We start from the raw sequence: 12,557 nt of genomic DNA, 5'->3' as shown, positions 1-12,557 counted from the left end.
CTCAGACCCCAAGTGAAAACTTCACCGCTACTTCTCTAATCAAATTCATAATGACGATTACAGTGGCATTTGGATACACAAGTTTTTTTAAAAAAATTTTACGAGTGTGTCGATTTTGTCATCATCGATTCGTTGTCTTAATAAAGGCTCAAATATTCGCCCGCGAGGGAAAGAAAAAAACAAAAAAATCAGTAATAACTGAGAAGGAGACAAACGATGCAAACAGCAGTTTCAAAAGACGGTACTAAGATTGCTTACGACAAAGTTGGTCAGGGACCATCACTCATTCTAGTAGCGGGTGCGTTCAGCTATCGCAAATTCCCTGGGCTTGTGCAGCTAGCTAATTTGTTGTCAAAGCATTTCACGGTCTACAATTACGATCGTCGCGGTCGCGGCGATAGCGGAGATATGCAGCCGTATGCTATCCAACGCGAGGTGGAAGACCTTCAGGCTATCATTGAAGAAGCAGGCGGCTCCGCCTATGTTTGGGGATTATCAGCGGGAGCAGTTCTAGCTCTGCGGACGGCAGCAGCGGGGGCTAACATTACGAAGCTAGCGCTGCATGAACCACCCTTTGCAGTCGATGCTGCAGGTCATATCCCTCCTGCAAATTTCACCAAGCAGGTTACAGAGCTAATATCTGCGAATCGTCATGGCGAAGCCGTCAAATATTTTATGACTAAAGGTATGGGCGCACCTTCATTTGTGGTCAGTTTGATGCGTGTAATGCCAGGTGTGTGGTCCAAGCTCATTGCTGTTGCGCATACTCTTCCTTACGACGCGGCGCTACTCGATGGATTTATGAATGGAAAGGCATTACCCGCTAAATTATGGGATTCAGTTACGATGCCAACTCTCGTGATTGAAGGAACGGAAAGTCCAGTTAGGTTGCGTCATAGTGCTCAAGCATTGGCGGGGGTGCTTCCGAATGCAAGACTGCTGAGTAAAAAAGGACTCGGTCATGCCAAACAACTTGACACAAAAAAGGTCTCCTCGGAGCTCGCGGCATTTTTTATCGGCAATCATTAAGTTGCAGCATGTAAGTGCTATGTAGAGAGACGTTTGGTCGGACTTTCTTTAAGTTGAACAATTTGCATTTAAAATGAAGAGGAGTGGGCGAAGTGAAAAAGTTGGTGAGTTTAATATCTACTATTATATTGGTTTGTACATTATTCAGTGGTTCTGTCTTTGCATTTAACGATCTGAATGAGAATGAGAAAGAAATTATACTTCATTTGAAGGAACGTGGAATCGTTTTTGGAATAGATAACGAACATTTTGCTCCGCGTGACAAAATAAACTTTGCCGAAGGCGTAAGCCTAATCGTAAGAGGCTTGAATTTAAGTATAGATTACGATCATTCTGAAAAAGATCCAGATGCAAAAAAACAAGAGGCAACAGGTTATTTCACGAATGTTCCTAACAACGCTTGGTTTGCGGAAACATTTATAATTGCGAATTTGAAAGGGCTAAATATACCGAAAAATGTTGACCCTCAAGCTGTACTAACAAGGGAACAATACGCGGATTTACTTATTAAAGCGATAGATACAATTGGATTGTTGCCAGATGATAAAACGCCGATGAGCTTCGAGGACGACGAACAAATCGACCCCAAATACAAAGAGAGCGTACGAAGGGTTTATTCTCACAAAATCGCTACTCTAGATGGAAAGCGTTCAGCATTCCCGAAGCAAGAAATGACACGAGGAGAGGCAGCGGTTTGGTTGTATCATGCAATTAAACTTGTGGAGTCGCAGACAGCTCTAACGAAAAAGGGCAACTATGCTTCTATAAACGGTCTCAATATGTATTACGAGATTCATGGTACTGGTCAACCGCTGATTCTTCTTCACGGCGGCTTGGCCACAATCGATATGATGTTCGGACAGCTGCTGCCAGAACTTGCGAAAACACGTCAAGTTGTAGCCGTTGAGCTTCAGGCCCATGGACACACGGCTGATATTGATCGACCGTTAAGTTATGAGCAAATGGCGGATGACACCGCTGCACTGATTAAGCATCTTGGACTCAAAAATGCCGATGTTTTCGGCTTTTCTATGGGTGGAGGAGTTGCCTTGCAGACAGCCATTCGGCATCCGGATGTAGTTCGCAAGCTGGTGGTTGTTTCTGCTCCTTACAAGAGTGATGGCTGGTATCCCGAAGTCCTTGAAGGAATGGCATCGATGAATGCTGAAGCTATGGTCGGCTCCCCGATGCATGAGCTCTATGTCCAAGCAGCACCTAAGCCCGAAGACTGGACGACGCTGATCACCAAGATGAAGCAATTCCAAACGAAAGCATATGACTGGACAAAGGACATTCCAGCGATTAAAGCTCCTACGTTGATCTTGATTGGGGATTCCGATAAAGTTCGCCCCGATCACGCTTTAGACATGTTCCAACTACTCGGCGGTGGTAAAGCGGACGGCTCGATGGGCGGACTCACCAATTCTCAGCTAGGTGTACTCCCGAATACATCACATTTTAACATTTTAACCCGCATCGATCTTCTGTTGCCGATGATCCCAACGTTTCTTGATGCTCCCACGACGAAAGTCGAGTGATGAGCGATGATTGTGTTGTATCCAAATTCCTTGAATGTATTAGTTAGGGATGGAACTTGGATACAAATACGAGCGCTGTCGCTTCACCAGCATATGTCTTACTCCGTTTGTTCTAGCCAGTCATTTTTTTTGGGGCAGCCTCTTCAATCCAAATGTTGAAACAAATTCGAAAAAAATGCATGATGAACTAAGAAAGTTACTTCCCTTTAAACGTATGAATTATGAAACGATGATTGATAAGGAATTCAGCATCCTTCGGCAATGAAGACCTCTCAGAGCTTTTTGGAATTTTATATGACCATTAAATCCATATTAGAGAAAGCTGAAAAAGCATCAAGCTAAACCTATGATTTATAAGTGATCTTAGTGGTATACAATTAAACATTGCAACTCACCAAGAAATACTTTTCTATGTTCGTCGTTCCTTTGGGAAACTCTTTATCGCTTTTGAACAACCTAAAAAGAAATAATGGAATGCATGCAAATACGATAGATGAAGCAATTAAAGAGCATGGGCCGGTATTGTATCGGTTTCATGCTCTTTTGCAGTTATTTTACATGCCGAAGAAAATGCAGTTCGGGCAACTGTAAATCAAATCGTATCCATTCAATTATTATTTCCTTAAAACTTATGCAACAAAATCAAAATAACCCCGTCTATATAATATCCCAATATATGGAGGTTGTATCGTGAAAAATCGTATTCTTTGTTTAATTGCAGCATTTGCAGTTTTATTTATGTTTGGTCATGAGCAGACTTATGCTGCTCCGGAAAAGCAGAAAACCGTAGCTGTTAAGCTTCCAACCTTTGATATCCGGTTAAATGATGTTTTGATCAGCAATACGACTTCGCAATATCCGCTATTGGTATACAACAATATTACCTACTATCCTATGACCTATTCGGATAGTAGATTTATGGGTGTAGAAACCTTTTGGAATAAGCAAGATGGTCTATCTATTAAAAAAGGTGCTTTTGGAAATTACCAAGTGTACGATGGAACACTTACAGATCCAAATCTGACCTATGAGGCAAAAGTGATTACAGCGCCTATACAAGTTAATGGAAAGTTGAAAAAAAATGAGCAGTATCCGTTCTTATCGTTTAGAAACGTAACGTATTTCCCGCTTATTTGGGATTATGCGGTTACGGAATTTGGCTGGACTTACAAATGGTCGCAAAAGGATGGTTTGTCCATTAAAGCAAGAGCATATGTTGATAGTGAAAAAGAGTCTGTACTGAATGCCATTAATAAAATGGCGGTTGCAAAAGGTTATTCTTTTACATCCGTACTGTCCACTGACACTAGAATAGTGCAAAGCGTGTCAGGTACTTATGGAGGAGAGTTCAACAACAAGGGTGCAGCATGCCAGTTTGCTGCGTCATTTACTCTTTCGAAAGAGTCAATCCAAAAAACGGGCCTAACCTGGTGGGAGAGAAGCACTTCTTGCGGAGATACATCAAAATCAACGGTCACTATAGGGTCCAAAGATCCTCGCAGTCATGCAGGCACTCCATTGATAGAGGACATGGGCATTCAAATCATGGGTGAAATGAGAACGGCAGTGGAAAAGGTTGAATTCACGGAGGTGGCTAGTAAAGAAAATAGGAGATATACCATTCATTTCGTTCCCAGCTCAGCATGGAAAGATAGAACTTTGGGAGTTGAGCTGAATGCAAGCAATCAAGTTCAAAAGCTCGTTATTAAAGATTTTGGTGCTGAATTTTATACGCATACCATTACTTTTTCAAATGTTAAATAAACGATTGAAGGGCATGGAGTCGGTATAGTACCGAGTTCATGCCCTTCACCTTATTAGAAATAGTCTATCATGTCTTCCCGATTGTTAAAAAATGAATAATTTTATAAACTGATTATGATTATGAATAAGTTGTTACCTGGAGGAGCTAAGGACATTTTCGACTGGAGAAATTTGCAGAGAGACACCGTTCATTTGAAAAAGCTGATGCTGGATTTTGGGAGTATGTAAACAGCTGGTTGGAAGAGGAGCCGGAAGGGGTTCATTGAAGCGTTTGAGAATCAAGATATATCTAACATTACCAAGCTTACAAAAGTAGAAATAGCTTTGGTTTGTCATTATGGATGGAACAATGACAACTCACTAAAGTTTGTTCAAACAACACTGGATGTAGATGTAAATGAAAGGAGAATTGCGCAATATTACCTTTTGTAAACCCTCGAAGGAGAAGATTTTGACGATGCAATGAGTTTTTCAAATATCCCCATTTTACCGAAAAATCGTGACTGATACTTATTTTAGGAGAGAGAATATGCCATCGAAGACGTTAGTTTGTACGAGTGTAGGCTCCTACCCGAACGCATTAACCCGAGGGAGAACATATGTAGTGTTGGACGAAAGTTTTGAAAAGGAGCAAATTCGAATTAAAGGCGATAATAACCGAACTAGGTGGTTTCCAACAGGTTATTTTGACGATCCAAACAGCAGTGTTCCGATCATTCAAAGCTGGAAATTTGATGATGAAATAGACGATGACAGTGAGAATTCTATAGAATTAATTGAAATTACGATTACTTTTAGTACCGGCAATAAACGTTGGTGTTGGATATGCACGAAGGCAGGCTTGATTGACTACATAGACCGGAACATGGACGGCAGCGTTTTTTATTTAGAAAATAGGATTGTTGTTAAAGACTTCAACTATGATGTTGTGAACGAGGCCCTACATGAATTGGATCAGCAAAATCAAATCATTGGCGCAACAAGACCATTAGAATAGCCTAGTCAGCAAAAATGTATGAGTCAGGAGGGAATTTAGATGTGCAGATATGGAATGTATGGTCCATATAAAAATATCTACGCATGCTTTAATTGCAGAAAAGTATTCAAACAAAAGTCCGCTTATGAGCTTAGTAAAATTGAGAATGCAAAAAGGGAATATAAATGTCCTCAGTGCAGTGAAGTCATGAAAGATATGGGACATGATTTTCAAGCACCGAGGCAAATCGATAAGAAACAATGGGCAAAAGTACAGTTGTTATATCAAAACGGTTTTACATATCACTCCTGCGGATGCGGTGGACCTGGTCATCGGCCAGCCAAATTGTCAGAGGTGGAAGAGTTTATAAGCAGCAATAAATCTTTCAGTTCCCCTGGGGAGCAACTTCTCCAAAAACTATCGATGAAGAATTAGATACCAATCGGGAGTCTATCAGGTGAGCTTTATTTTCAATGTAAATGAATCTCCCGATTGATTATAACTTTTTTTAACTAATAGTGGTTGTTTTTGAATGACAGGCACATCGGTTGTTAATTATTAAAATAGCTTCAACTCCGCACAAATCCGCCGGCTATCGCGATCAAAGCTTTGAGGAGTAAAAGCTTCCGACCGGGGACTGTCTTGCAAAGCACCGATTGCATTTATCAAATGCCGCTCGTATCTGGAGACAAACTTGTCAATAGTTGGACAAGGAACGCCTGCGGCGTGCGCGACGCCCTGAATCATTTTGAGCCGGTAATCATCTTCCTTCGGCATTCTCGGGATATCCCAAGCTCCTTCGTGATTGACAAACACAGACCGTATAGGAACTGCGGAAAAGTCGAAATACCGGCCGTCCTGATCCGGCTCCGAGTAGGGATCGATTAGCAAGGAAGCGTAGCGGACATACAACGCGTATTGCTGATGGATAGGAGCAAGCTCTAGAAAGTCGTCTATAGACTCACGGGGAAGGCTTTCCGGTCTAATCGGATAATTGTCATCGACCATAAATTGAAGCAAGTTGATTTTGCACAAATTCAACTTTTCGACGATGGCCGAAATTTCTTTCCATTGTTCCAGCATCTCCTGAATGAGAGTTATCGTAATAGGGCCCTCTGGAAACAGCTTGTAAACAAACGTTGGCACATCCGGTTTGCCGAATATAACGCCAAGCGAGAAGTCGTTCATAAATAAAGGCGGATGTACATACAAGGAAATGTTGCGAGTTTCGGCTGCGAGCGCTGAATCCAGCGCGATCAACGCAATGCCAGCGTCTTCGTATAGTCGCTGGAACATTTCTAAGGACGCGCCCCCTTCTCCTGCCGCACCTGCATACACTTTGCGTTTTACCGCTGTAGTCAAAACGCGGTTCGGCGGGGCTTCGCTGGATCGCCTCGTATCTCCGAGGTAAGTTGAAAAGCTGATCACCTCTGCGGCGCAGCCTTGTTCTCTCAAGTAGTGGCTGACGAGCGCATTGGAGCCGAACGTAGGAGAGAGAAGCGCTATGCAGCGCAAGCCTCTTAATAGTTCGGGGCGCAGTTGTTCCAGCACTGTTATATAAGCATCCGCCGTCACGCTTAAAATAAGCGTATCCCACTCGCCTTGAACGCTGTCGAAATTATCGAACTCCGAATCGATACGATATTCGCCTTGGAATGCGCTTAGCTTCGGGTGGTTCGTATTAACGGCAATCGTTCCGCCGCTTTCGCGAAGTGCATGAAAGAATGGAGCAGAGCGGACGGAACGGCGTCCGGCTATCCCGATCTGGCTGCCCCGCCATCGCTTAAGCAATACGGCTAGCTGAACGGCTGCGGGTCCAGTCCCAGCGACAAGTACCTTTCGAAGAAGGTGCATCCTTAATCCCTCCCTGCTTGATGAGGCGTGCCTGCTTTGCGATACAACGCGACATCGAAAACATGATCCGCGCGAACGATCGATTCCGCGAGCCGCCATTTTCTATTGTCTACTTCCTCCATCGGATAGTTGAAAAGGGACTTTAGCCCATTGCCGAAGCGCATGGCCACGACAACATCGGGGCAAGCGGCACTGTGCATCTGATCAAGGAGCTCGTATTTGACGGACACGGTCGAGCTGATGATGATATGAGTCATTTCGCCAATGTTTTGCAATCTTTCCAGAGACAAATTTTCCAGTTGGATTGGGAGTTTGGGGCCTAGCCGTTCAACCACTTTTTTTCCCAGCTCTACAGCTTCAGGATCAATGTCGATGCCGACCACTTCCGCGCCCGTTCGCTGTGCGATAAGCAAAGGCGTCATCGGAAACGCTCCTGATCCGATAAGCAGCACTTTGGAATTGGCTGACACAGTGAAGCTTCCGAACTCTTTTTCAATGGAGGCTTCAATATTGCGGAAGTAATCATGCCCCTCATTCCCGCCATTTAGCAGCTTGTACGCACGAATTTTCTCCATGGTGGATACGCTGCGCGCCGATATGTCGCGAAGCTGTACCGCGAGAGCGTGAAGCTCTTCCACTTCCCCGGCTTTTAGTTCGTCCCATAAACGTTGATTGTGTATATCGGTCATAAAGCCAGAGTAGTCGTCTAGCGTTTGCTGCAGCTCCGGACTTAAAGAGGAAAGGGATTCTCTTTTCCGATCCGCTTGTACGAACCTCCCTAAAAATTGAATCAACGGCTGATAAAGCTGTTCCATCGTTAACACACTCCTCCTTGAATTGAAAATGGCTCCAGTTCCAGCTCATCTACATAAGCTTTGCCTTGGGCGACAATGGCCACAGCCGTCTTGATGGACACATCCGTCACGTCCATTCCGTCCCACCCTACGTTGAGATGGATCGTACCTCCCGGCTGATGTACATGAAGGTTAAGCGAGCGCCGTTCTCTCCAGGCTAGATAACAGCCTAGCGAAGCCGTGCCGGAACCGCAGCCCTGCTCCCAAATGAGACTATGGAGGGCAGGAACGTAAATAAGCGGAGCAAGCTCGGATGAAGATGGGCGATAAAGCATGATGCCGACCAGATCATGGCCGGAAGCGACGCCAAGCAGTTTAGCCAGACGTTCGGCCGCTGCCCGTTCAAGCCCGTAACGCTCGCAGTCGATGACCAAATGGAAACAGCCGCTGTAGCGAACGATCCCCGTTTCCAGCAGCATGTCTTCAAAAGGGATGATGGCCTTTTGGATCGATTTTGGCATTGGCATACCGGCTTCGCATAAATAGGCCCTCTCCAGCTTTTCCACAAAGCAGGGCACAGGCTCGTCCGCACCCGAAACGTCCAGCAGCAATTCCAGCGATTGGCCGGGCTCTAGTTCCTTTTCCGAGGCGAGGCAGGCGGCAAGCGCTAGGCAAGCGTTGCCGCAAAATTCCCCTCCAGCCATCTGGAGTTTAGCGGCATGGCCAGAAGTGGAGGGTTTCTCAATGAAGCCGACCTGCTCGGCGTAGAGATGTCCGTAATCCATCATTTGCGCGGCAATAAGGGAATGCTGCTCGGCAGGATGGACGCTCTTAACGAGAATCGTCATGTTGTTCGCAGGGCTGCATTTGACGAAATCAACTTCCTTTTTCATACAGAAACCTCCTATAAGGTGTTAAGAATGGGGGTGGTTTCGTGATGGAACATTTTATTTAGTAATCATTACGATTAAAACTGGAATCATCATAAGTGAAAAATTGGAAAGACGTCAACCGTTTTTTTTGATGAAACATCTTTAACAAAAAAATAGTTTGACAAATGATAATAGTAATCATTACAATCAAAAGGGTCATTTAATCGTAAATTTTACTATTAGTGAAAAGGAGTGTAAAAACGATGAAACGCAACAAAACAAAGGTTTTGCTTGCCGCCCTTCTGGCTATCGTTTTGCTGGCGGGATGCACCAACAACAGCAAAGGTGGCGAACAAAAAACGGAGGAGGAAGCTCAGGAACTGGTGTACGCCACAGGTAAAGACATCAACGATATGAATCCGCATCTATACCCTGGATCAATGGCCGCTCAGGGCATCGTATACGAGTCATTAGTCGAGAACACAGCGGATGGGATCCAGCCGTTGCTGGCGGAATCTTGGGTCATTTCGGAAGACGGTAAAGTCTACACGTTTTATTTGCGGAAAAACGTTACTTTCCATGACGGCGAGCCATTTAATGCCGAAGCGGTCAAGCTGAACATGGAAGCCGTGCAGCGCAATGCGGCTAAACACGGGTGGATCAAGCTTTCCGCTATGCTCGATCACGTGACTGCGCTCGATGAGCATACCGTACAGCTCGTATTGAAGGAACCGTATTATCCGACTTTGCTTGAATTGTCTATGACGAGACCATACGTATTCATCTCGCCCAAAGATTTTGTGAATGGGGAGACGAAGGACGGTGTAAAGGGCTATAACGGTACAGGCCCGTATAAGCTGGAAAAACATGTGACCGAGCAATTCGCCAAATTTGCAGCAAACGAAACGTATTGGGGAGGCGCTCCGCTCATAAAAGCCGTTACAGCGAAAGTGCTGCCAGCGGGAGAAACTACGCAGCTGGCGTTGCAAAAAGGCGAGGTCAACTTCTTGTTTACCGACGATCGGGGCGCCGACAGCATCGACGTGGAGGCTATGGAAAACTTCGCCGCTTCCGGGCAATATCAGATTGTTCGCAGCGAGCCAATGAATACAAAAATGATTGTGGCCAACAGCAGCAATACGGCGAGTCCAGTCAAGGAAAAAGCGGTTCGCGAAGCGATCTGGCACTCGATCGACCGCGAGACGATTAGCCGAACGATATTCAGCGGAACGGAGACTCCGGCGGAAACTCTCTTTTCCTCAAACGTGAACTACGCCGACGTACAGCTCCAAAAGCGGACTTACAATCTAGAAGCAGCCGCTAAGCTGCTGGAGGAGGCAGGTTGGACTAAGCAAGGGAGTGATGCAATTCGAACGAAGGCTGGGCAGGAGCTCGTCATGAAGCTGTATTACGATACCAATTCTTCTTCGCAAAAAACTCAGGCGGAGCTCCTGCAAAGTGAAACGCAAAAAATCGGCATGAAGCTGCAGCTTGTCGGCGAGGAATCCCCTTCGCTTGCCAATAGGCGCTCGACGGGCGATTACGAACTGTTGTTCAACCAGACATGGGGGCTTGCGTATGATCCGCAAAGTACGATTGCCGCGTTTGCCGCCCAGTCGTCCTACCGTTATGCGACTAGCGGAATCGCCAGAGCGGAAGAGCTATACCGCAAAATTGATAAAGTAATGGTTTCGACAAATGAAGAGGCGAGGAAGGCGCTCTACGGAGATATTTTGACTATCGTGCATGAGGAAGCTGTATTTATGCCGATTACGAACGGCAGTGTTACAGTAGTCGCTCCGGCTGGCCTTACGGGCATATCGTTTAAGCAAACCCAATACGAGCTGCCTTTTGAAGAGATGAGCTTTACGCAGTAGGGAAGCTTTTGAAAAATGCGAATTAGCAAGGGCAAGGGGTGAGGCAGGAGGTATGCTTGGATACGCATTAAAACGGGTTGTTATGGTGGGGCCGCTGCTTGTTGCCATATCATTTTTGACTTTTATTTTGAACGGGCTGTCGCCGCTAGATCCGGCAGAGGTCGTTTTGCACGCGCAAGGGGTGCCCTTCATAACGGATGAGCTGATTGCAAAGATGAGGAGCGAACTTGGCATGGATCGCCCGCTTCTTGTTCGCTACTGGGATTGGCTGACCTCTTGTTTTCAGCTTAATTTCGGGAATTCCTACGTGACGGGAAAGCCGGTTTGGTCGCTTCTTGGTCCGGCTCTGCTTAATACACTAAAGCTCACTTTAGCGGCTGCGCTAATAATTATTGTGCTGTCGATTGCGCTGGGCATAGTTTGCGCTTTGAAGGAGGGGAGGTGGCTGGACCTTGCGATCAGAAGCTTCGCCTTTCTATTTACATCCATCCCGGCGTATGGGCTGGCGGTGCTGATGATTTGGTACTTCTCTATTAAGCTGGATCTTCTGCCAACAAGCGGCATGGATCGACTCAGCAGCTATGTACTCCCTGTTGCGGTGATCGTTGTCGGCTATGTGGGCATTTATTTCAGGCTGATTCGAAGCTCTATGCTTAGCAATTTGAACGAGGATTATGTGCTCTACGGCAGAGCCAGCGGTTTATCGGAGCGGCTTGTTATTTTGGCAGTGCTTCGCAATTCGATGCAGGTTGCCGTGTCGGTATTCGGCCTTGCCATTCCGGCTATTTTGGGAAGTACGGTTGTTGTGGAAAATATTTTTGCGTGGCCGGGGCTAGGAACGCTTATTGTCAATTCGATATTGGGCCGGGATTTTCCCATTATTCAAGCTTATGTGCTCGTAATGGCAGCAGCGTTTGTTTTATTCAACCTCTCCTCCGATTTGGTAAACGCCGCGATGAACCCGAGATTAAGGAGGGAGCATTAGATGAAGCTCCTCGCTCGATTGCTGAAGGATAAGCTGGCGGCAGCCGCGCTCTCTTTTTTTGCGGCAACGCTGATGATCGGATTATTCGCTCCGCTTACTGCCCCGCACTCTCCGAATGAAGTTCATATGGATTTACGGTTCGCGGGTGCTTCATGGAGCTATTGGCTTGGCAACGATCATCTGGGCCGCTGCATCCTGTCGCGCCTCATTTGGGGCATCCGTCCTAGCGTGCTTTGGGTGCTTGCCGCTCTTGGCGCATCGGTCGGAATAGGCGCTTTGCTTGGATTTGCAGCTGGCTATTTTCGCGGGAGGACGGATGCGGTCATCATGAGAATTTGCGATGTGATGCTGTCTTTCCCCGGTTACGTCATGACGCTGGCGATTGTGGGCGTAATGGGGTCCGGGCTGACCCATATTTTGATTGCGTTTGTGCTGATGAAGTGGGCTTGGTTCGCCCGGGTCATTCGCACGGCTGTTATGCCTTACGGAGATGCCAATTATGTGAAATTTGCCAAAATGCTCGGTATCGGCCACTTAGCTATTATGTCGCGGCATATTGCACCGGCGGCGCTGCCGGAGATGGCGGTTATCGCAAGCAGCGCTTTCGGGTCAATGCTTTTGCAATTATCCGGTCTGTCGTTTCTTGGCCTTGGCATTCAAGCCCCCCATGCCGAGTGGGGGATGATGATGAATGAGGCAAGAGCGGTTATGTTCACTCGTCCGGAGATGATGCTGGCTCCGGGTGTCGCCATTATTACGGTAGTTTCGTCGGTGAATTTTCTGTCGGATGCGCTGCAAAAGGCCATTGATCCGAAGCTTGCCGCTGCGAGCAAGCAAGCAGGCGCGGGCAGAGCCTGAATGAGCGGCG

Annotated in this window: 11 protein-coding genes; 8 read left to right on the top strand and 3 right to left on the bottom strand. The window is 46.3% G+C overall.

Translation table 11 applies throughout. The features are described 5' to 3' along the window. Window positions 1-216 precede the first annotated feature (216 nt). From ACFQZE_RS12060 to ACFQZE_RS12040, 5 genes are all read left to right on the top strand, one after another. Window positions 217-1,029: an alpha/beta fold hydrolase gene (locus ACFQZE_RS12060; RefSeq protein ID WP_379357169.1), complete on the top strand. Its 813-nt coding sequence runs from the start codon at window positions 217-219 to the stop codon at window positions 1,027-1,029. A gap of 92 nt (window positions 1,030-1,121) precedes the next feature. Further along, window positions 1,122-2,567 carry an alpha/beta fold hydrolase gene (locus tag ACFQZE_RS12055; RefSeq protein WP_379357167.1) on the top strand — a complete coding sequence of 482 codons (1,446 nt, stop codon included), beginning with the start codon at window positions 1,122-1,124 and terminating at the stop codon, window positions 2,565-2,567. 690 nt (window positions 2,568-3,257) lie between these two features. Next, complete coding sequence (locus ACFQZE_RS12050) at window positions 3,258-4,331, top strand: hypothetical protein (RefSeq protein ID WP_379357165.1); 1,074 nt, start codon at window positions 3,258-3,260, stop codon at window positions 4,329-4,331. A 604-nt stretch (window positions 4,332-4,935) separates the two neighbouring features. After that, on the top strand, window positions 4,936-5,328 hold the full coding sequence (locus ACFQZE_RS12045; protein WP_379357163.1) for a hypothetical protein: 393 nt from the start codon (window positions 4,936-4,938) through the stop codon (window positions 5,326-5,328). A gap of 39 nt (window positions 5,329-5,367) precedes the next feature. Further along, window positions 5,368-5,742, top strand: a complete 375-nt coding sequence (locus tag ACFQZE_RS12040) for a hypothetical protein (protein WP_379357161.1) — start codon at window positions 5,368-5,370, stop codon at window positions 5,740-5,742. 123 nt (window positions 5,743-5,865) lie between these two features. Here ACFQZE_RS12040 and ACFQZE_RS12035 read toward each other — a convergent pair whose 3' ends face one another. From ACFQZE_RS12035 to ACFQZE_RS12025, 3 genes are read right to left on the bottom strand one after another with little or no spacing between them, the layout of a single operon-like run. Next, on the bottom strand, window positions 5,866-7,161 hold the full coding sequence (locus ACFQZE_RS12035; RefSeq protein WP_379357159.1) for an opine metallophore biosynthesis dehydrogenase: 1,296 nt from the start codon (window positions 7,159-7,161) through the stop codon (window positions 5,866-5,868). A gap of 2 nt (window positions 7,162-7,163) precedes the next feature. Next, complete coding sequence (locus ACFQZE_RS12030) at window positions 7,164-7,976, bottom strand: class I SAM-dependent methyltransferase (RefSeq protein WP_379357157.1); 813 nt, start codon at window positions 7,974-7,976, stop codon at window positions 7,164-7,166. Between the two features lie 2 nt (window positions 7,977-7,978). Then, a complete protein-coding gene (locus tag ACFQZE_RS12025; RefSeq protein ID WP_379357155.1) occupies window positions 7,979-8,848 on the bottom strand; it encodes a histidine racemase CntK family protein in 870 nt (289 codons plus the stop codon). A 242-nt stretch (window positions 8,849-9,090) separates the two neighbouring features. Between ACFQZE_RS12025 and cntA the strand changes: the two genes are divergently transcribed. The 3 genes from cntA to cntC are packed head-to-tail and all read left to right on the top strand — an operon-like array spanning window position 9,091 to window position 12,547. Then, entirely contained in the window at window positions 9,091-10,704 is a 1,614-nt protein-coding gene (gene cntA / locus ACFQZE_RS12020) for a staphylopine-dependent metal ABC transporter substrate-binding lipoprotein (RefSeq protein WP_379357153.1), read from the top strand. Window positions 10,705-10,756: 52 nt separating this feature from the next. Next, window positions 10,757-11,689, top strand: a complete 933-nt coding sequence (gene opp1B, locus ACFQZE_RS12015) for a nickel/cobalt ABC transporter permease (RefSeq protein ID WP_379357151.1) — start codon at window positions 10,757-10,759, stop codon at window positions 11,687-11,689. Next, entirely contained in the window at window positions 11,690-12,547 is an 858-nt protein-coding gene (gene cntC / locus ACFQZE_RS12010; protein WP_379357149.1) for a staphylopine uptake ABC transporter permease subunit CntC, read from the top strand. The last annotated feature ends 10 nt before the right edge of the window (window positions 12,548-12,557 follow it).

The organism is Paenibacillus sp. GCM10027627 (genome assembly GCF_042675505.1).
GTDB lineage: Bacteria > Bacillota > Bacilli > Paenibacillales > Paenibacillaceae > Pristimantibacillus.
This window is presented reverse-complemented; position numbering and strand designations above follow the sequence as displayed.

What these genes read in the sequence shown, in the direction of transcription:
- opp1B (WP_379357151.1), top strand. Translation starts at nt 10,757, where the DNA reads ATGCTTGGATACGCATTAAAACGGGTTGTTATGGTGGGGCCGCTGCTT.
- ACFQZE_RS12060 (WP_379357169.1), top strand. Translation starts at nt 217, where the DNA reads ATGCAAACAGCAGTTTCAAAAGACGGTACTAAGATTGCTTACGACAAA.
- cntC (WP_379357149.1), top strand. Translation starts at nt 11,690, where the DNA reads ATGAAGCTCCTCGCTCGATTGCTGAAGGATAAGCTGGCGGCAGCCGCG.
- ACFQZE_RS12030 (WP_379357157.1), bottom strand. Translation starts at nt 7,976, where the DNA reads ATGGAACAGCTTTATCAGCCGTTGATTCAATTTTTAGGGAGGTTCGTA.
- ACFQZE_RS12025 (WP_379357155.1), bottom strand. Translation starts at nt 8,848, where the DNA reads ATGAAAAAGGAAGTTGATTTCGTCAAATGCAGCCCTGCGAACAACATG.
- ACFQZE_RS12035 (WP_379357159.1), bottom strand. Translation starts at nt 7,161, where the DNA reads ATGCACCTTCTTCGAAAGGTACTTGTCGCTGGGACTGGACCCGCAGCC.
- ACFQZE_RS12040 (WP_379357161.1), top strand. Translation starts at nt 5,368, where the DNA reads ATGTGCAGATATGGAATGTATGGTCCATATAAAAATATCTACGCATGC.
- cntA (WP_379357153.1), top strand. Translation starts at nt 9,091, where the DNA reads ATGAAACGCAACAAAACAAAGGTTTTGCTTGCCGCCCTTCTGGCTATC.